This is a genomic window from Sphingomonas sp. BK580 (assembly GCF_014194975.1).
GTDB lineage: Bacteria > Pseudomonadota > Alphaproteobacteria > Sphingomonadales > Sphingomonadaceae > Sphingomonas.
The window spans coordinates 100,904-119,556 of sequence record NZ_JACIAY010000005.1; the positions used below are offsets into that span (position 1 = coordinate 100,904).

At 68.3% G+C, this 18,653-nt stretch carries 16 protein-coding genes; 9 read left to right on the forward strand and 7 right to left on the reverse strand.

Translation table 11 applies throughout. The annotated features are described in order from the left end of the window. Positions 1 to 137: 137 nt before the first annotated feature. Both FHY05_RS10990 and FHY05_RS10995 read right to left on the reverse strand, forming a co-directional pair. Positions 138 to 1,958, reverse strand: coding sequence for an aspartyl protease family protein (locus FHY05_RS10990; protein ID WP_183944446.1), 1,821 nt, complete (start codon positions 1,956 to 1,958; stop codon positions 138 to 140). Between the two features lie 84 nt (positions 1,959 to 2,042). Continuing rightward, positions 2,043 to 2,540, reverse strand: a complete 498-nt coding sequence (locus FHY05_RS10995; protein ID WP_183944447.1) for a MarR family winged helix-turn-helix transcriptional regulator — start codon at positions 2,538 to 2,540, stop codon at positions 2,043 to 2,045. Between the two features lie 365 nt (positions 2,541 to 2,905). On the opposite strand from FHY05_RS10995, the gene FHY05_RS11000 reads away from it, so the two are divergent. Together FHY05_RS11000 and FHY05_RS11005 are read left to right on the forward strand one after the other, a co-directional pair. Then, positions 2,906 to 3,205: a hypothetical protein gene (locus tag FHY05_RS11000; protein WP_183944448.1), complete on the forward strand. Its 300-nt coding sequence runs from the start codon at positions 2,906 to 2,908 to the stop codon at positions 3,203 to 3,205. A 228-nt stretch (positions 3,206 to 3,433) separates the two neighbouring features. Next, positions 3,434 to 3,703, forward strand: coding sequence for a hypothetical protein (locus FHY05_RS11005; RefSeq protein WP_183944449.1), 270 nt, complete (start codon positions 3,434 to 3,436; stop codon positions 3,701 to 3,703). A gap of 343 nt (positions 3,704 to 4,046) precedes the next feature. Here the strand turns inward: FHY05_RS11005 and FHY05_RS11010 are convergent, their stop codons facing one another. The 3 genes from FHY05_RS11010 to FHY05_RS11015 form a co-directional block, all read right to left on the reverse strand. Then, on the reverse strand, positions 4,047 to 5,918 hold the full coding sequence (locus tag FHY05_RS11010; RefSeq protein WP_183944450.1) for a pentapeptide repeat-containing protein: 1,872 nt from the start codon (positions 5,916 to 5,918) through the stop codon (positions 4,047 to 4,049). A 333-nt stretch (positions 5,919 to 6,251) separates the two neighbouring features. Next, positions 6,252 to 6,380 carry a hypothetical protein gene (locus FHY05_RS22510; RefSeq protein ID WP_260181493.1) on the reverse strand — a complete coding sequence of 43 codons (129 nt, stop codon included), beginning with the start codon at positions 6,378 to 6,380 and terminating at the stop codon, positions 6,252 to 6,254. A 13-nt stretch (positions 6,381 to 6,393) separates the two neighbouring features. After that, the gene (locus FHY05_RS11015; protein WP_183944451.1) at positions 6,394 to 6,666 is read right to left on the reverse strand and encodes a helix-turn-helix transcriptional regulator; all 273 of its coding nucleotides are present in this window, start codon (positions 6,664 to 6,666) and stop codon (positions 6,394 to 6,396) included. 161 nt (positions 6,667 to 6,827) lie between these two features. Here FHY05_RS11015 and FHY05_RS11020 point away from each other — a divergent pair, with 161 nt between their 5' ends. The 3 genes from FHY05_RS11020 to FHY05_RS11030 all read left to right on the forward strand — a co-directional run bounded on the left by FHY05_RS11020 (position 6,828) and on the right by FHY05_RS11030 (position 9,919). Continuing rightward, entirely contained in the window at positions 6,828 to 7,586 is a 759-nt protein-coding gene (locus FHY05_RS11020) for a hypothetical protein (protein ID WP_183944452.1), read from the forward strand. A gap of 498 nt (positions 7,587 to 8,084) precedes the next feature. Further along, complete coding sequence (locus FHY05_RS11025; RefSeq protein ID WP_183944596.1) at positions 8,085 to 8,771, forward strand: MBL fold metallo-hydrolase; 687 nt, start codon at positions 8,085 to 8,087, stop codon at positions 8,769 to 8,771. Positions 8,772 to 8,947: 176 nt separating this feature from the next. Next, positions 8,948 to 9,919: a dipeptidase gene (locus tag FHY05_RS11030; protein ID WP_183944453.1), complete on the forward strand. Its 972-nt coding sequence runs from the start codon at positions 8,948 to 8,950 to the stop codon at positions 9,917 to 9,919. A gap of 727 nt (positions 9,920 to 10,646) precedes the next feature. Here the strand turns inward: FHY05_RS11030 and FHY05_RS11035 are convergent. Continuing rightward, positions 10,647 to 13,736 carry a PAS domain S-box protein gene (locus FHY05_RS11035; protein WP_183944454.1) on the reverse strand — a complete coding sequence of 1,030 codons (3,090 nt, stop codon included), beginning with the start codon at positions 13,734 to 13,736 and terminating at the stop codon, positions 10,647 to 10,649. A gap of 171 nt (positions 13,737 to 13,907) precedes the next feature. Here FHY05_RS11035 and FHY05_RS11040 point away from each other — a divergent pair, with 171 nt between their 5' ends. From FHY05_RS11040 to FHY05_RS11055, 4 genes are all read left to right on the forward strand, one after another. Beyond that, positions 13,908 to 14,906 (forward strand): SDR family oxidoreductase, encoded by a 999-nt coding sequence (locus tag FHY05_RS11040; RefSeq protein WP_183944455.1) that lies wholly within the window; start codon positions 13,908 to 13,910, stop codon positions 14,904 to 14,906. Positions 14,907 to 14,995: 89 nt separating this feature from the next. Next, on the forward strand, positions 14,996 to 15,367 hold the full coding sequence (locus FHY05_RS11045) for a response regulator (protein WP_183944456.1): 372 nt from the start codon (positions 14,996 to 14,998) through the stop codon (positions 15,365 to 15,367). 102 nt (positions 15,368 to 15,469) lie between these two features. Further along, positions 15,470 to 16,987: a permease gene (locus FHY05_RS11050; RefSeq protein ID WP_260181494.1), complete on the forward strand. Its 1,518-nt coding sequence runs from the start codon at positions 15,470 to 15,472 to the stop codon at positions 16,985 to 16,987. Further along, on the forward strand, positions 16,984 to 18,000 hold the full coding sequence (locus tag FHY05_RS11055) for a serine hydrolase (protein ID WP_183944457.1): 1,017 nt from the start codon (positions 16,984 to 16,986) through the stop codon (positions 17,998 to 18,000). Before FHY05_RS11050 ends, FHY05_RS11055 begins: the two co-directional genes overlap by 4 nt. Positions 18,001 to 18,021: 21 nt before the next feature. On the opposite strand, the gene FHY05_RS11060 is transcribed toward FHY05_RS11055, so the two are convergent. Further along, a complete protein-coding gene (locus FHY05_RS11060; protein WP_183944458.1) occupies positions 18,022 to 18,606 on the reverse strand; it encodes an NADPH-dependent FMN reductase in 585 nt (194 codons plus the stop codon). Positions 18,607 to 18,653: the final 47 nt, after the last annotated feature.

Here is an 18,653-nt window from a genome sequence, read left to right on the forward strand (position 1 = left end):
CCGTCTTCACCGACCACGGATCGCGTTCGTGCAGCGGACTCCTTGCGCGGACGTCACGTTTCGCCGGGCAGGATGAGCCAGCCATCGCAGGCGCTCCGGCGCGCCGACGCAGGTTCCGCTACGAGCGCTGGCGAAGTTCAGATGAGGTCGCGAAGCGTGAGCGTGGCGCTCACCGGTTGCCCTTCATGGCTAAGCGACAGACGGACGCGCGTGCCTACCGGCTGGTCCCGCACCGCAGCCCTGATCTCATCCAACGTCATCGACGAGCAGGTCTTTCCGTCAAGCGCGAGGACCGCATCCCCGGTCCTGACACCTGCGCCTTGCGCCGGTCCACCGGACACGACCGCGGTTACTCTCGTAGTCCCATCCTTGCGGGTAAGGCTCATCCCTGACCGGTCGTAGCGGTCCAGGTCAGCAGGCGGGGGCGTGACCGGCGAGAGGAACAGCGCGGACCCGGCATAGTCCAAGGTGACGGCGAAGCGCTTCAGGATCCCCGCTCCGACGTTACCGGCAACCGAGGAATCGGCCATCGCGCCCGCACGATCGGTGGATACGAGGCTGACCGGAGCCCGCACCGTCACGCCGCCCAGCCGCAGCGGACCGCCTCGAAAGACCAGGCCGTAGCTGTTCCCGCCGATGCCGACGCCGGCGATCGTGCGGATCGCACCCGGCGCCCTTTCCAGCTCGTACCGGCGGGAGAACGGCGAGCTCAGGAACAGTCCACCCGGGTTGCCCGTGTCGATCACGAACCCGCCTTCGTGTCCTTGGAAGCTGCCCTCTACGATCGGAAGGTTGCCGTAGAACCGCAGCGGGATCTCCGTCCCGGCGGCCGTTCGGTCGAAGGCGTCGCGCCGCACGAACTCCAAGGTGCGGCTGCCATAGTCGATGCGCGTGACGTACCGCCGGAACGTCTCGAAGCCGATCATGCCTCCGGGCGTGATGTCGATGTCGGACAGCGGCAGCACGCGCAACGGCTGGTTCCGCATCACGGCTCCGCCGATCGCGATGGAAGCTGCGTTGCCGATGCCGCCTACGACGGCGCCCTCGCCGGCGCCGCGCATCGTCAAGGCACCTGCCGCGGTCAGACCCGAGATCCGGGCGGTCTCCGGCGTCAGAATGTTCACGCCGCCCGTGTCGAACAGGAAGGGGAACGGCCCCTTCCCGTTGACCATGACGTCCGCGTAGATGTGCCCGTTCACGATGCGGAACGGCACTACCGAGCTCTTGGCGCCGTCCTCAAGGAGCGCGTCGGCCGGGAGCCACTTCGGAGCGCGGCAGCAGGACGACGGCACCATCCGAAGATACTCTCCTCCGATCAGAGTCTGAGTCTCGTCCTCCCCTCCCTCGACGGTGCCGGTGCTCATACGGCCGGCCACCATCGTGCCGCCGACCATCCTGTACTTGGACAGGCTAACGACGATCGTCTGGCCGTGTCGCGTCTCTTCGATCCGCGCGAGGAGATGAGTGCTTGCGTCGAAGCCGGCTTCGAACGGCGTTCCGCCCTGCGGTGCTACGCGAACGACGTCGACCTCGCCCTCACCGAGCCGGCGCCGGCCCACGTAGGAGACGGCGGCGCCTCCACGATCAGGCCTCCACCACCTGTTCGTCAGACGGTATGCCTCGCTGAGGGCGAGCGCCTGCATGTCTCCGCCCGATTGAATGCTCACGCTTCCCGAGCGCTCCCGCGCCCACGCGCGTCGTCCATCAAAGCCTTCCTGCTCGAGCATGCGCCCGATCTGCCGCGTGGCGACGAACGCCGGTTTCCTCAGATCGACTACCGCTTCGCTCGTGCCGGTCAGTCCCTGACCGGCGTAGGCGTAGCGCAGGCGCACCGCCCTTTCGTCGTGCGTAGCCGGCTTCGTCGCCGCGCGATTAGATTCGAGGACGAGCGCGGCGGGGTCTCTCGAGACCGCGACTGCGGTTGGTGCGATAGAGAGGAGAAGCGGAAGAACCAGCATGGAAGGCTCGCGACGATCATGCGTCCCAGATCGTGCGACCCTGGAACGAGCAAGACCAACAGATACGTAGGAGCCTACGGATCGTCAATCGCTTCCGCTTCTGCGCGCCTGCATGCGGTCGAACATCGAGCGCCTTTCAAGCGCGTCCTCGAGACGATCGAGGAACCTCACGAGGTCGCCCGCCTCGTCGTTCAGTTCGAGAGCCGTGGCGTTGAAGTCGTCCCAGAGCGGGCGAAGACGATCGCACAGGCGGCGCCCGGCCGGCGTGAGGTCCAGTATGCGTCGGCGGGCGTCGCTCGGGCACTGCGTGGCGACGAGAATGCCTTCACGCTCGAGCGAGCGCCGGGCCTCGCTCACCGATGCATGCGAGATACGCAGCGTGTCCGCGATTTCGCCGACGGTCATCGGGCCGTTCGCGAGCAGCTGCCGCAGCACTCCGTACCAGCGCTGCTCGAAGCGCACGCCGTGAGCCTCGTAGACCCGCGTGCCGTCGCGGTCGAGCCGCTCGGACAGCCGCCGCAGCCGAGCTGCCAGAGCGAGTCCGCCATAGGCCCTGCTGTAGTCGTCGCCGTCGTTCGCCATCAGCTCTCGTCCGTGCATCCTCCCGGACGTCTACGCCAGCCCGGACGCGAAGGAAGCCGTCCGATCGGCTCCCGGGAGGATCTTCCAGCCGGTGCGCTAGAGCTCCCGCGTGCGCACGAGGGACATGCCCCCGCGCGGCACGGCTGGGACCAGGCTGGAACGGAGACTCTGCGAGACTTAGTTCTCCTCTGGCGAAGCGGAAGACCCGGCGCCGAGCCTCCTCCAGTGGTTTTGCTCTTAGCCTGGATGGTATCAGAAAGCGGAAGAAAGGCAGATTGACGATGAGATACCCGACCGTGCGATATGTAGAAACGGGCGATCCCGGTTACCTCGAGCTCCACTGCTACGACGGAACGCGTCGCGGCGTGATGTTCGTCGACGCATTCGCCGCCGACGAAGCGATGCGACCGGGACGCGCCGAGCTCGACTGCGTCGCGGTGCTGCACGGCTTCCTTCCGCGCGGAGCGACGCTCGTGTCCTCTCCCGGCGTGCTCGACGAGTTCTTCGAGGACGACGCCGAGGGGCTTGCGCGCGCCCGCTTCGTCGCGGCGGCCGCCGGGTACGTGACTCAGAACAGCGACGAGTTCGCTCGGCGCAATCTGCCGGGAGCCGCGCAGCGGTTCGATGAGATGTCGCGCGAATTCAAGCTGGCGCGCTACCGCTGATCCGACTGGACGCTGCCCTTAGATCTAGCCAGCCTGGGCACCACCTCAAGGCGCCCGGAATTAGCTCGTCCCGAGCAAGACGTTGATCGTCGATGCCGGGATCCCGGTCCCTTGACGAAGGTACGACCACCGCGTTCTACTCCGTTCTACGAGGCTAGCGCGAGGACGGACATGGCTGCGGCACGGTGGCTCTCGGCGATCGCTGTTGGCGTCCTCGGGGCATCGGTCATGGCGCGTTATCGCGCCTCGGATCCGATCAGGCTCAAGCGTGGGTTCGACCGCGCTGGCATCCTGCGCGGCCGGCATCGGACCGACGTCATCGAAGCCGTCGGCCGTCCCCGCCGCGTCAGCGCCGCGCCCTTCGACAGCACCCTGCTGACCTGGTCAGCCGGACGCCGAGGACGGTCGTACGAAGTCGCGCTGATGTTCGACGTAGGTGGCCTATGCGTGGGCGTAGCGCACGAGGTCGGACCGTCCGCGAAGCTTAAGGATCGATGATAGACCGATTCGTTGGAAAAGGATCGGCGCGTACAGGTTCGAGCGGACGTTCTAAGTCACGAGCTAGTCGATGCTCGAGAGCAGAGCGACAACGCACGCCGCTAACCAGCCCATTTGGATGACGCGGTGGCCACCAACCGAACATCAAGCGCACCGACAAGCGGGCTGCTGATCGATGATCGAGCCTGCTGTTCGCCTGTTGCCGCCGCTGGCTGCACGATCCCACCATCTCAGCCTAGCTTGGCGCATGGGTCCAAGGCGCAGCGCCAATTACACCGCGAAGCAAGGGGATGCGCCACGCCGCCTCAGCCGTGATCCTTACGAATGAGCCGCTCGCGGATGATCACGTGATCTGGAAACGTCGTTTGATGGCGAGCGCGAACAGGAACAGCATGGACGTGGACACAATGCTCTGCAGGCTCGAGAGAAGCCGTGTCGCAAGTTCGACAGCAGGTTCCCCCCCACCGAGCAGCTTGCACGCCGTATCGGCACTTGTGACTGGCAAGGAGCCCAGGCGACGGCAATCGGACGGGTCGCTCCAGGCGGAAAACGGCTTGAAAACCTGCTGCCCCGCGAAATCAAGCGACGACGCCCAATGCTGCGTGTTCCGCCCCCATGCAGTCGCATTGTAGACCATCGAGAACGCAAGCCAGATGATTGCAAGCGCAGCGAGTGGTCTCGTGAGCGACAGACCAAAGTCAGACGTATATTGGTAGATAATCGATGCCAAACGTTCAACCGGAGCCGTACTGGGGCGCACGCGACGTGCAAGCAGCTCCAAGCGGTAGAAGCTCTGCTCGGTAAGCCGGTTCTGCCCAGCGCTTGCAGAGAGCTTCAGGGCGCGGCAGCCGTTCTCAAGACATTCGAGCCCATCTTCGCCATGGTGAGATCTGAGCTGATCGCGGAAGGAGTCGTACTCCAGGTACTCGCTTCGGTTGATTCGAATCTCACCCTTGGCGGAGATGCCGTCGAAGGCGGCGAACGGCACTGACGTCGTACCTCGAAAATCAACGATCTTCTCGAAGATGCAGTCGCGAAACACCCCTCGACCTGGCTGACCATCGGGCCACACGGCGCCGCCGAAGTTAACCGGCCCTCGGAAACGCGCTGAACGGAAGGTCGTGCTCACCCCGAATATGCGATCGCGGAAGTCGGCTTCGCCAGAACAGTCGAGACCCTCCAAGGAGCTCTTCTCGAACCAGGGTTCCGCTTCGTCCGCTTGAGAGAGATCGAGCGCTCCCGCGATCCGTGCGCCACTGAGATCCAGATTTCCTCCGCCAAGCGTTCCGGCCAAGTTGACTCGACCATCGGCCGTGAGGCGCCCGGCCCACAGGCGTTCGCAACGCATCGCTGGTGCCCAGACGTCGCCGGACAGCCGGGCGGCCGTCAGATCAAAGTTTCGCGAGGTCAGGCCCGCAGCCCACAGGCCGCCGCCGATCGTGGCGGACGAGAGATCGACCAAATCGTCGACCTTCGCCTCGTCGAGATAGAGGTTGCCCCCCGTGATCGTGTTCCCGAGATAGAGGACTTCGGCCTTGAACGCTCTGAAGCTCGCTTCCGTGCAGAAGGTGGCTTGGGCAAATCTTGCCCGCCCTGTCATTCTTACCCCATGGAACCAAGCGCTTGAGCAGAAGACCGCATTCTCGAAGTGCAACTCACCTTCGAACCGCATGTCGGTCAGGTTCAACTCGCGTTCGAACAGGGCATCAGGAGCTTCGACGCCGCACGCCACCGTAGGCAGGCGGGGGCGGACGTGATCGACGAACGCGCAATTCCGGCAATCCAGGCGGACCTCCGGAAAGACGCTCGCCGGCAAAGTCCGGAGGACGCAGCCGCGGAGATCGACCTTGTCGAAGGCTGAGCGCCATCTCGCGACGAAGCGGGCAAGCTCCTCTTCCATCGCACGCCACTCGTCGAGACTCCAAGCAAGCTTGGCAGGCGCTCCTGAGGCGAAGCTGGCGGGCAGATGTGCACGAGTCCATCGCCTGAGCACTCTTCCATCCGCGTCGCGCTCGTCGATCAGATCCGGCTCGATCTCGCGCCAGAGGTCCTGCAACAGCCGCTTCCGATCGTTCTGCCGTTCGGCGCCATCGTTGTGGGTACCATCCGGGCCTACGTAGCCGAAGGTCCAGTAGTCCGCGAGGCCCTCCCAGGAGTAGTCCTTCTCGAACCACTCCTTCCACCAAGCGCTCCGCCGGTCCTCAGAAATCGGCATCTCGCGTCGCCCCTCCGCGGTTAAGGATGATGGCCGCCGATGTTCGCGGGGTCAATCGGGCAGGCCCACGCCGCTACGGGCGCGCCCGGCGTCGGCCGTATCGCGAGCAATTTAGGGCTCAAGCGTCCCTCCCCGTTAGGATCAGAGTGTGTCGCGGAGCGCGCAGTCAGCCGGGAACGGCCGGCCAGAGTACGGCCGCAGACCTGATGAGACCTTTTCCCGAATCATCGCCGATGACCGTCGGATGCTCGACCGAGGAGGCGCGATCATCAGCCGACGCGAATACGCATGTCAACGCCGCGGCGCACCTGACCTGGACCGGAAGCGCGAAGCTTACTTGCCGTCATCCGACACCGTTTTCTGTCCTTTAGCGTAGCGCTCCACCAGCTTGTTCACGGTGTCGACCGTCGCCATTCGCAACGGCGCCGTCTGCCGCTGCCGACCGATATCTTCGTGCAGCACGCGCTGCTCGGGCTCAGGAGTCCACAAGCAGCTTCGCCAAGGCTCTGACCCGATCAGGATTGGCGCTGTAGATGATGGAGCGACCGTGACGCCGTCGCGCGACGACGCCCGCGCGCGTCAGAATGCCGAGGTGGTTCGACAGCGAGTTGGGTGCGATCGACAGCTCGGACGCGAGGGCACCTGCCGCCAGACCGTTTGGACCGGCAGCCTTCAGGGCGCGGTACACGGACAGCCTGGTCTCGTTCGCGAGGGCGGCAAGCGTGTCGATCTGAAGCGTTGGTTCCATTCTTCGAAGATAGCTGAAACTTCACAGCATGCCAGCGGCGAAGAGCCGACAGCTTGTAAATAAATGCAGTTCAACGTTCGTTGAAATGTTGTAGTATGACTCTTATGTCCGTTCCGGTCTGCGTCCTGCCCGTGCGTCGGCGAAGCAGCCAGGACCCCAAGATGGAGCTGTCGATGTTCGCTTCCTACGATCGCATGCACCTGATGGAGCCGGACATGAAGCCGGACGAAGCGGGCTACGTCGACCCTGTCGATGCGGACCGTCCATCCGATCGGCTCATCGTGACGACCGAGCGCCGCCTTCGCCGCATGGCGCTAGTGGCGGCGGATACTGGGGCCCGCTTCGAGCGCGAGGGCGTCGAGCACGAGCCGCTCGCCTGGATGCTCGCGCCGCGGGAGCTCTTTCTCGGCGCTCGCCCGATCGACGCCTGCCAGAACCGCGACGAGTTCCTCCAGGCGACGCTCCTGCATCGGCTGTCCCTGGGGCTCGATGCGCGCCCCGAGGAGGTCAACCAGCTTCTGGAGGTAGATGAGATCGACGAGAAGGCCGCCATGACCGACGAAGAGTTCTGGAGCGGAGCCGCTCCGCCGGACGCGAGCCGCCACCTCCTCGAGTGGAAGCTCATCTTCTTCTCCTGCATGCTCGAGGGGCGGCTGGGCACCGGCTCTCGGCGGATCCAGGCCTTCTGCGGCCTGCATGCCGAGGACGAGCAGGCGGCACGCGGCCTGCTGCGCGCCCGCTACGGCTCCGAGCTCGCCGCGAGTGCGAGCATTATGGAAGGCTTCGACCCTGACGCTCCCATCGTCACGGCGCTCCTCTCCGATGCGATCAAGCGGATGTTGTCGGCCACTCGTCACGAAGACGCGTGCGGACAGGAGCGCGACTTCCACTTCGTCGTCGAGCAGCAGTTCTCCGAGTAGGGGAACGATGCTCATCGGCGGAACCGGCAATGCAGCTCGCCGCGGGGCGTCACGACCTCTCCCTTGAGCGATCGTGCGTCTCGTTCAGACGGCCGCACGTTTCATCGAGGCGATCGTCCTCCGACTGTGTCGCTTCCTTGGACCGAACCGACCACTCCGCTCGCCGCCGACCTACACGCCCGTTTTCCGACCGACGGCTCTTCGCCCTCATGGCAGCACGCCGACCAGGCGCCTGCCGCCTGCGAACCTGAGGGTCAGCAATCGGCGACGTGGGTACTGACATGCGGGCGCGCCCAGGGGCGCTCGGGCCGAACTCTTGAGCCTTACGCACGATCGCCTATTCCAAGGCGATGACCTACGCATCGAGCGCAGCTCCCTCCCAAGTGCAACGCGTCGGCAGGGCGACCATCCAGAAGATCTGGGAGACCGACTTGAGCCACATGACGTTCGAGCACGCGTCCCCAGCAGAAGGCGCTCGATCGCCTCTCGAACTCCTTCCTGCAGCGGCTGGCAGCGGCCGGGGTCGCTCCCGAGGAGGTCGACGCCGTCCTCCTCACTCACATCCACTCGGACCATGTGGGACGGAACACCAGGCTCGTGGAAGTCGATTGGGTGCCGACCTTCCCGAACGCACGCATCGTCGTCTCGAGCCTGGAGTACTTCTATGGCCTGGCGCTGGTTGCCGGCGAGGGGCGTGGCATCCAAGCAGCACGCGATCGAGCGGGCCTGGGCGAACCGGTTCGCGTTCCCGCTTCCGGCACGTTCGAGGACAGCATCCTCCCGCTCGACGCCGCGAAGGTCAGGCGGATCGTAGTGGATCGATCCGAGGTGATGCCGGGCATCCGCTTCCTCTCCACTTCGGGGCACAGCATAGACCATGCGTCGATAGAACTGACGAGCGACGGCGAGGTCGCGATCTTTGCGGGTGACGTGTTCCACCATCCCCTCGAGGTGTACGAACCGGACCTCGTCACGACCTTCTGCGAGTTTCCAGCAGCGGCCAGACGAGCTCGGCGGTCTCGTCGATGGACCGCGCGGCAAAGAGCCGTAGCGCTGTATTCAGCAGCCACTTCCCCCTCTCCTCAGTCGGCAGCATCGACCGGACGGCGGAAGGCTACGGATGGTCCTTTCGCTGAGCACGCGGAACACTGCTTCCGATCGACACGCGGCTGCGACGCACGGTAGGTAGGCGGCTACGCATATGGAGAGAGAGCGCTTCAAGCATGATCAGTCGGCGTGCGATGCTTGGATGGTTGGGCGGAGGTGCGAGTTCGGCCATGCTGCCCATGCGAGCCAGTTCCCGTTCCCTTCAGCACCATGGAGGATCTGCTGCCGCTTGCCCCGTCATAGACGGCAACCTCGTGGCGCCGCTCGACCCGGCGGAACCGCTGGATCGATCGACCGCAGCGCAGGTGCGCTCGTCCGGACTCACCACGTTCAAGCAGACGTTCGGCGGCAGCGGCGACCAGGACAGGGCCGCGACCGACGAAGAGCTCGCACAGGCGTTCAGGGCGATCGCGCTCAATCCGGGCGTCTTCTCGCTCGTGCGCGGTCCGGCCGATCTGCTTGCGGACGCCCGGAAGGGGCGCGTCGGCATCATACCGTCCTTCGAGGCCGCCGAGATGCTAGAGGGGCGGCTGGAGAACATCGACCACTACCGCAGCGCCGGCGTGCTGGTCATGGGACTGAGCTACAACCGCGCGACGCCGTTCGCCTCCGGCGTGCTGTCTCAGCAATCGACAGGCCTGACGGAGCTAGGTCGCGAGGCGGTCCATCGGATGAACTCGCTCGGAGTGACGATCGACCTCAGCCATAGCGACGAGGCGTCCAGCCTGGCGGCGACCGGAGCCTCCATCCGCCCGGTCGTCATATCCCATGCAGGTTGCGCCGCCGTGCAGCCGCATCCGCGCAACAAGTCCGATACGCTGCTGCGATCCGTGGCGGACGCCGGCGGCGTGGTCGGCATCTACGAGCTCAGCTTCCTGGCGCCGCCGCCGCGTCAGCCTACCCTCGACGACTACCTGACTCATCTCGAGCACGCACTCGCGGTCTGCGGCGAGGACCACGTTGGCATCGGCACCGACGGCGGGCTGCTGCCCTTCAATACGTCGCCAGCCAGCATGAAGGCCTGGAACGCCGTGATCGCTCGCCGCAAGGCTGCCGGCGTGTCGGCTCCCGGCGAGGGTCCCCCGCCGTTCGTGATCGGCCTCAACCGACCGGACCGATACGGCGTGATATCGCAGGCACTCCGCCGACGCGGCCTGCCTAGCCGAGTCGTCGAGAAGGTGCTCGGCGCCAACTTCGCGCGGACGTTCGCCGAGACCTGGCGCTAGCTGGCGCCGGCGGAACGATCGCCCCCCGTCAACCGACAGGCTCGGAGCTTCTCAAGCGACGGACCGCACGTCCGGGCGATCGCGGCGCACCCGATCCGGACCCGAGAAGCCCGATTTCGCTTGCGTGTGATTTGCGTGTATTAGATCGATGTTCCTGTTTCATTCGCGACTTGTTCGAACACGCGACCCGACCTCTGGCCGCAGAAATGCTGGCTTCTACGCTTTCGCGTTGCGTTGACATCGCAGGGGTCGCAAGTTCAATCCTTGCCACGCCCACCACGTAAGTTGTTCCTATCCGGTCATATTTAGCTCCTCAGCTAGAGGACCGGATAGGACGACTTCGGCGCAGGGTCGGCGCAGAAGAGCCTGCTGCCCGACGGTCCTTCGCCCCACGGTCGGTTCCGACCGCGTGCCGGCGAACGCTCGGCCTACACGCTAGTGCGCTACCCGGTTCGGTCGAGGTCACGCCGGGCCCTCGACCCCGGTGATCGTCGACGATCTTGCGAATCGCTACCCCGCGGGGAAGGACGGCGGCCGCTCGATCGGCTCTCGGTATCGCCGGTCGGCCGATCGCGCCGGAGGCGAGCGTCGGCTGCAGCGGCTCTCGCTCGTCAGCACCGAAAACCGGTCAACGTTACGTCCCGTGGCAGCCCCGCGCGCGGCCCGTCGCCGAAGAACGCCCTGTCAGGCTCGACCGATCGCGGCGTGCGCTCGCCCGACACGCCGCTTAACCCTCTCGCTCGCGCGCCAGCGCGCGCGGCGCCATCGGCGCGCCGATCGCGCGCAGCAGGTCGGCTGCGCCATAGGGCTTGGGCAGCAGCCGCACCCCGGCCGCCGCGGCGTCGACCGAGCCGGTGTCGCCGCTCGCCACCACCACCCTTACGCCCGATCGCAGCTCGGCGGCGCGGGCGGCGAGCCCCAGGCCCGAACTGCCGGGCAGATGGATGTCGGTGATGAGGACGTCGATCGGCGCGGTCTGCAGCGCGGCCATCGCCTCCTCCGCGCTGGCCGCCTCGACCACCACGTGCCCGGCTTCCTGCAGCACCTCGGCGGTGGCGGAGCGGATCAGCGCGTCGTCCTCGACCAGCAGGATCGTCGCGGGCGCCGGCGCCGCGGCGGGCGCGGCCGGCGCCTCCGCGGCGCGCGGCAGCAGCGCGACGCGCTGACGCTGGTTGGCGAGCACGTGACGGATCTTCCGCGCCAGCGCCTCGCGCGTATAGGGCTTGGAGAGCAGCTCCAGCCCTGGGTCGAGCCGGCCGCCGTGGACGATCGAGTTCTCGGTGTAGCCCGAGGTGAACAGTACCGCGATCTCGGGCAATCGCTCGCGCGCCTTGCGCGCCAGCTCGGGGCTCTTGAGCGTGCCCGGCATCACCACGTCGGTGAAGAGCAGGTCGATCGCGATGCCGCTCTCCACCACGTTCAGCGCGCTCTGCGCATCCACCGCCTTGAGCACGCGATAGCCGAGATCGGCGAGCAGCTCGACCACGGTGGCGCGCACCTCGTCGTCGTCCTCGACCACCAGCACCGTCTCGCTGCCGCCGGTGATCGGGCCGGCTTCGACCGCCACCTCCCTGTCCTCGCTCTCCAGCGCGCGCGGCAGGTACAGCCGGATCGTCGTGCCGTGCCCCGGCTCGGAGTAGATGTTGACGTGCCCGCCCGACTGTTTGACGAAGCCGTAGACCATCGACAGCCCCAGCCCCGAGCCTTTGCCCTCGGCCTTGGTCGAGAAGAACGGCTCGAATACCTTCTCCAGCACCTCAGGCGTCATGCCGCTGCCGGTGTCGCTCACCGCCAGCATGACATATTGGCCCGGCGTCACCTCGTCGTGGCGGCGCGCATAATCGTCGTCGAGATGCGCGTTGCTGAGCTCGATTGTAAGCTTGCCCTGTCCGTCCATCGCGTCGCGCGCGTTGATCGCGAGGTTGAGCAGCGCGTTCTCGATCTGCCCCGGATCGATGAAGGTGTTCCACAGCCCGCCGCCGAAGATCGTCTCGATCTCGATCTCCTCGCCGATCGCGCGGCGCAGCATGTCATCCATGCCGCGGACAAAGCGCGTGACGTTGACGGTCTTGGGCTCGAGCGCCTGGCGCCGCCCAAAGGCGAGCAGCTGCGCGGCCAGCCGCGACCCGCGCGACACGCCGGCGAGCGCGTTGGCGACGCGCGTCTCGGCCCGCGCATTGCCGGCGATGTCCTTCTGCAGCAGCTGGAGGTTGCCCGAGACGACCTGGAGCAGGTTGTTGAAATCGTGCGCGACGCCCCCGGTGAGCTTGCCCACCGTCTCCATCTTCTGCGCCTGCGCCAGCTTGGCCTCGGCGGTGCGCCGCGTGGCGATCTCGTCGATCACGCGCGTCTCGAGCGTCTCGTTGAGCTGGCGCAGCTGCTCCTCGGCGCGCTCGCGATGGCGCACCTGACGCTCGAGCTGCTCGGCATGGTCGCGCAGCGCCGCCTCGGCGGCGCGCTGGTGCGTGATGTCGGTGTGGACGCCGACCCACTCGGCGACCGCCCCCTTGTCGTCGAGGCGCGGCACGGCGCGGATCGCGAAGGTGCGCCACGTCCCACAGTGGCGCCGGACGCGATGCTCGAACACGAAGGTCGACTTGGCCGCGACCGACTGCTCCCAGGCTGCCAGCGTGGGAGCGACATCGTCGGGGTGGATCGCCGTCGCCCAGCCGTGCCCTTGGTACTCCTCGAAGCGTTGCCCGGTGAGCAGCGCCCAGCCGGGCTGCTCTCCGACCATCCGGCCGTGCGCGTCGTTGGTCCACAGCACGCCGTGCATCGCCTCCATCGCGGCGCGGAAGCGCGCGTTGCTGGCGTCGAGCGCCTCCTCGCGGCGGACACGATCCTCGATGTCGAGCACGATCACCTGGAAGCCGGCGACGCTGCCGTCAGCGGAACGGCGCGGCAGGTAGCGCACGTCGGCCCGCCTGAGGCTGCCGTCGCCGTGGCGGATCGCCGAGTCGGACTCGATCGTCTCGCCCGCCAGCGCGCGGTCCATCAGCGCGCGCCGCTGCGCGTAATTCTCCTCGCCGATGACGTCGCGGGCGTGACGGCCGACGACCTGCTCGGGGCTGAGCCCGAACCACTCGAGGTAGTAACGGTTGGCGAAACGGAAGACATGGTCGCGGTCGATGAACGAGACGAGCAGCGGCAGCGCGTCCGTGACGGTGCGCAGCTCGGCCTCGCTGTCGGCGAGCTGGCGCTCCAGCTCGACCCGGCCGGTATTGTCGATCACGGTGCAGAGCACGCCGCCGACGGCGCCGCCCGCCTCATAGACGGGCGTGTAGAAGAGGTCGAAGATCAGCTCGGCGGGCGCGCCGTCGCGCAGCAGTGTCAGCGGCTGGTCGCGGTACGAGACGATCTCGCCGGCGAAACCGCGCTCGAGGATGGCGCGGTTCCAGTCCCAGATCTCGGGGAAGACGGTCGCCGCGGCTTGGCCCAGCGCGGCCGGGTGTCGTGCGCCGACGACCGCGCGATAGGCGTCGTTGTAGAGCATCACCCCCTCGCGGCCCCACATCAGCACCTTGGGAACGGGCGAGTTGACGACGTTGGCGACGGTGGTGCGCAGCTCCGGCGACCAGTCGGCGAGCGGACCGAGCGGGCCGCGTCCCCAGTCGCGCGCCCGGATCAGCGCGCCGGTTTCACCGCCCCCGACCGGCCACGCCGGCGCCGCCGCGCGGGCGCCCCGATCGCGTAGCAGCCTGAGCGCGGTGCGCACCTCCTCGCTGGCATCGCCGTAACCGCTCGCGGCGAGCGCGTCGGTGATCACCGACTCGAGGTCGGGCGTGAGCGAGACGTGGCGCGAGGGGCGTTGGGTCATGCCCGGCATGTCTGGCCTCCGCTGCGGCTGTGTCAATCAGTGGCACGAGAGGATGTGTCTGATCTACGGCGGCTTTCAACTTGGTTAACGAGCCCGCCGACCGCCGCGACGGGATGAACCCATCGCCGGCCGCGCGGGTTACCTCCCGGCGCAACGACGAGAGGATGACCCATGCCGCCGCAGCTCAAGCCGATCGACCAGCAGGTCATCCTGATCACCGGGGCCAGCTCGGGCATCGGGCTGGTCACCGCACGGACGGCGGCGAGACGCGGCGCCAAGGTGGTGCTGGTCGCGCGCGACAGCGACGCGTTGGCGACGATCGCGCGCGAGATCGAGGAGGCGGGTGGCGAGGCCGCGTTCGCCACCGCCGATGTCGGCGACCTGCGCGATGTCCAGCGTGCCGCGGCCAAAGCGGTCGAGCGGTTCGGCCGCATCGACACCTGGGTCAACGCCGCGGGGGTCGCGATCTACGCCAAGCTGGTCGACACGCCGATGGACGAGCACGAACGCTTGATGCGGACCAACTATCTCGGCGCGGTGCACGGCTGCCTCACCGCGGTCGAACAGCTCCAGCGCGAGGGCGGCGCGTTGATCACGGTGGGCTCGATCGTGTCCGACATCCCGACCGCGGGCATGGGCGCCTATGCCGCGAGCAAGCACGCGGTGAAGGGCTATGTCGACTCGCTGCGGATCGAGATCGAGGGCGACCGCCTGCCGATCTCGGTGACGCTGGTGAAGCCCTCGGGGATCGACACGCCGATCGCGGAACATGCCGCCAACCATCTCGACGGCGCCGCGCTGCTGCCGCCGCCGGTCTACGCCCCCGAGCTGGTCGCCGAGGCGATCCTAGAGGCGGCGCAGCATCCCAAGCGCGACATCACGGTCGGCGGCACCGGCCGGCTCCAGGTGCTGGTGGCGGAGCATTTCCCGCCGCTGCTCGACAAGCTCGGCCATAAGCTGCTCCCGATGATCCAGGACCGCACGCGCGCGCCGACGCGGCGCGATAATCTCGCGGCGCCGTTCGACGGCGGGCGCGAGCGCTCGCACGACCAGCACGGCCGCTCCGTCAGCCTGTATGACGCCGCCGGCCGTCACAAGTTCGCCGCCGCCACCGCGGTCGGCGCGGGGCTCGGGCTCGCCGTGCTCGCGCGGCTGCGCGGCCGCGGCTGAGCCGGCTTCTACCTAGATTAGCCTATTGCCGCGGAACGTCCCGCCGCTCGACCGGGTTAATCCGATAGATCAGCAGGGTAGATCAGCTAATGGGTCAGGCATGCGGCACCACCGTCCTCCTCGTCGAGGATGAGCTGTTCGTCCGCATGATCGGCGCCGACGCCTTGATGGAGGCGGGATATCGCGTGATCGAGGCCGGCGACGCCGACGAGGCACTCGCGCGGCTCGAACGCAGCGACGACGTCCAGGTGCTGTTCACCGACATCCGCATGCCCGGGTCGATGGACGGGCTCCAGCTCGCCGGCGAGGTACACCGCCGCTGGCCGTCGATCCGGATCCTGCTGACCTCGGGCGACACGCGCCCGACCAAGGCCACGATCCCCGACGACGGCCGCTTCCTCGCCAAGCCGTACCGCTTCGAGGCGCTGTCCCGGGAGTTGGACCAGCTGCTGGCGCACTGATCACCGGCCGTGCGGCGCGCTGCGCCGCTCGTGCGACACGCGCTGCTTGACGCGGGCGTGCTGGCGGGGAAGGCTGGTCCGCTCGTCTCCAGCGGAGCATCGATGACCGACGTAGCGGCCGCGCTCGACGTTCCCCAGCCGGCCGTGTCCGCGCCGACCGTACCGCACGGCATGCCGCTCTACGCGCTGCTCGGCTTCGCCGCGGGGCTGCCCTTCTACCTCTTCTCCACGGTGCTCGCCCTGCGGCTGCAGGCGCACGGCGTCGCGCTGACGGTGATCGGCTTCTTCGCCTGGGTGCAGCTGCTGCCGACCTTCAAGTTCGTCTGGGCGCCGCTGCTCGACCGCTACGACGTGCCAGGCTTCGCGCGCTATTGGGGCAAGAGGCGCGGCTGGATCATGCTGGCGCAGCTCGGCATCACCGCCTCCACCGCGGCGATGGCGGTCACCGCGGCCGACACCAGCCTGCCGCTCACCGCGCTGTTCGCGGTGCTGCTCGCCTTCTGGACGACGACGCTGGAGATCGCCGCCGACGCCTGGCGCATCGAGCTCTACCCGACCCAGGACCAGCAGGGGCCGATCGTCGCCGCCAACCTGTGGGGCTATCGCGGCGCGATGGTGGCAGCGGGATCGGGTGCGCTGCTGATCGCCGACGCCGCGGGCTGGGCCGCCGCCTATCTCGCGATCGCCGCGGCGGCGTTCCTGCCCTTCCCGCTGCTCGTCGCGGGCGCGCCCCAGCCGGGCCGCGACGCGCGCGGCGGCCGTTGGGTCGCGCTGGCGGCAGGGCTCGCCGCCGCGGCGATGATCCTCGCGGCGGTCGCGCTCGCCACCGCCGCTCTGGGCTGGGGCGCGCTGGCGCTCGCCGAAGCGGCGGGGCTGAGCGGGGCGAGCAACGTGACGCCCTATGTGCTCGCGCTCTGTCTGCTGCCGTTCGGCGCGATGGCGGCCGCGCTGCCGCGGATCCGCCGCGCGACGCCGGGCTCGCGATGGCGACGCTCCGCCGCGCTCGGGCCCTATGTCGACTTCTTCTGGCGCTACGGCGGTGCCGCGATCGGGCTGATGGCGTTCGTCTCGGTGTACCGCATGGGCGACGTGCTCGCGCTCAACCTCGCCAAGCCGATGATCAAGGGGCTGGGCTATAGCCTCAGCCAGATCGGACGCGCCGACAGCCTGGTCGCGCTCGCCGCCAGCGTCGCCGGCGTCGGCGCGGGCGGCTGGCTGGTGACGCGCACGCCGATGCCGCTGGCGCTCGCCACCGGGGCGGTGGTGGCGGCGCTCGGCAACGTCGGCTTCGTCTGGCTCGCGCACCGGCCGGTCGGCGAGGCGGTGCTGTACCTCGCCACCGCGGCGGACCAGTTCGGCAACGGCATGGCGGGGGCGGTGTTCGTCGTCTATCTCTCGCTGCTGGTGAACCCGCGGTTTCCGGGCGCGCAATACGCCTTTCTCACCGGCTTCGCCTTCCTGCTCCCGCGGCTGCTCGCCGGCGCGGGCGGCACGATGGTGGGCGCGATCGGCTATGACGGCTTCTTCCTGCTCTCGGGGGCGCTGAGCCTGGCCGCCTTGCCCTTCCTGCCCTGGCTGGGGCGGGTGCGCGCGCGCGACGACGACATGGGCGCGGCGTGATCGAGCGAGCGGTCGAGCTCGGGTTCGCTCCCGCCGCGGCGGCCGTGGAATCGGGCAGGATCCCCGGCGCGGCGCTCGGCGCGGTGACGCGCGACGGCGCGCGCGCGGTGCGCTGGGCCGGGTGGGCGCGCCGCGCACCCGATCCCGAGCCGCTGACTCGCGCGCACTGGTTCGACCTCGCCTCGGTCAGCAAGGTGCTCGCCACCACCCGCCACGTGCTGCGCCTCGCCGACGCGGGGCGGATCGATCTCGACCGCCCGCTCACCGACGCCATCCCGGACCTGCGCCAATACGACGTCGCCGGTGCGGCGGAGCGGCGCCTCACCTTCCGCGACTGTCTGGCGCACCGCACCTTCCTCCCCGCGGTGGAGCCGATCTATACTTATGGCGACGATCCGGCGCGGCTGCGCGCCTTCGTCCTCCAGCGCGAGTGGCGCCACGGGCCGCCGGTCTATTCAGATATCAACTTCATCCTTCTCGGCATCGCGCTCGAGCGGCTGACCGGTGCCGGGCTGGAGCAGCTGCCGCTGGGGAGCGACGGGCTCGCCTGGTCACCGCCGCCCGGCCCGGCGGTCGCGACCGAGTGCTGCACGTGGCGCGGGCGCGTGCTGCAGGGTGAGGTGCACGACGAGAACTGCTTCGCCATGGGAGGCCGCACCGGCCACGCCGGGCTGTTCGGCACGGTCGACGGCGTGCTCGACGCCGCGCGGGCGCTGCTCGACGGCAGCCAGGACTCGGCCGCGGCGCTCGCGGCGATGCGTACCCCGGTGGCGGGCGTGCGCACGCACGGCTGGGAGGTGCGGCACGACGGCTGGTCGGGCGGCCAGGCCTGCTCGGCGGGGACGATCGGCCACACCGGCTTCACCGGGACCGGACTGTGGATCGACCACGCGCGCGGGCTCGCCTGGACGCTGCTGACCAACCGCGTCCACCCCACGCGGCACCAGGACAGCGGCATCTTCGCGCTACGCCCCGCCGTGGGCGAATCGCTGGTGACGGCGTGGGATGCGTGAGGCGCGACCGCCGCACGCTCCTCAGTACGGCGGCGCGACCCGCCCGCGCTGCGCCGTCGCCGCCTCGGCCCACCAGGCGAGATCGTCGGCGAAGCGGCCGAACTGGCGCTCGAGCGACTCGCCCGCGCCGCCGGTCGGCCGCGCCTCGGCGTCGAGCGTCTGCGTGATCGGACCGACCACCAAGGTGCTCGAGATCACCGGCATCCCCATCTCGGGCAGGATCGCGTGCCACGCGCCGTTGCTGCGCGCGCCGCCGAGCCGGCCGGCCGAGTAGCTCGCCACCGCGGCGGGGCGCCAGAACCATTCCTCGAGGAAATGGTCGGTGAGATTCTTGAGGCCCGGCTGCGGACCCCAGTTGTACTCGCCCGTTACGAACACGAAGGCGTCGGCGTCGCGGATCTGGCCGGCCAGCCGCTCCATCGCCTCGGGCGCCTCGCCCGCGGGATATTCCTTGTACATCAGGTCGAGCAGCGGCAGACCGACCTCCTTGGCGTCCACCAACGTCGGCGCGTCGCCGCGCGCGGCGAACCGGTCGACGAGGTAGCGCGCCAGCCGGATGCCGGTGCGATCGGCGCGATACGAGCCGTAGAGGATCAGGACGTTCATCGCCCCGTCCTGCCCGTCGCGCCGGACCGGGTAAAGCCCCGCGCGGT

Bases quoted from the DNA above. Each gene is read 5' to 3' on its own strand.
- FHY05_RS10990 (WP_183944446.1), bottom strand. From the start codon at position 1,958: ATGCTGGTTCTTCCGCTTCTCCTCTCTATCGCACCAACCGCAGTCGCG.
- FHY05_RS10995 (WP_183944447.1), bottom strand. From the start codon at position 2,540: ATGGCGAACGACGGCGACGACTACAGCAGGGCCTATGGCGGACTCGCT.
- FHY05_RS11005 (WP_183944449.1), top strand. From the start codon at position 3,434: ATGGCGCGTTATCGCGCCTCGGATCCGATCAGGCTCAAGCGTGGGTTC.
- FHY05_RS11010 (WP_183944450.1), bottom strand. From the start codon at position 5,918: ATGCCGATTTCTGAGGACCGGCGGAGCGCTTGGTGGAAGGAGTGGTTC.
- FHY05_RS11015 (WP_183944451.1), bottom strand. From the start codon at position 6,666: ATGGAACCAACGCTTCAGATCGACACGCTTGCCGCCCTCGCGAACGAG.
- FHY05_RS11020 (WP_183944452.1), top strand. From the start codon at position 6,828: ATGGAGCTGTCGATGTTCGCTTCCTACGATCGCATGCACCTGATGGAG.
- FHY05_RS11035 (WP_183944454.1), bottom strand. From the start codon at position 13,736: ATGACCCAACGCCCCTCGCGCCACGTCTCGCTCACGCCCGACCTCGAG.
- FHY05_RS11040 (WP_183944455.1), top strand. From the start codon at position 13,908: ATGCCGCCGCAGCTCAAGCCGATCGACCAGCAGGTCATCCTGATCACC.
- FHY05_RS11045 (WP_183944456.1), top strand. From the start codon at position 14,996: ATGGGTCAGGCATGCGGCACCACCGTCCTCCTCGTCGAGGATGAGCTG.
- FHY05_RS11050 (WP_260181494.1), top strand. From the start codon at position 15,470: ATGACCGACGTAGCGGCCGCGCTCGACGTTCCCCAGCCGGCCGTGTCC.
- FHY05_RS11060 (WP_183944458.1), bottom strand. From the start codon at position 18,606: ATGAACGTCCTGATCCTCTACGGCTCGTATCGCGCCGATCGCACCGGC.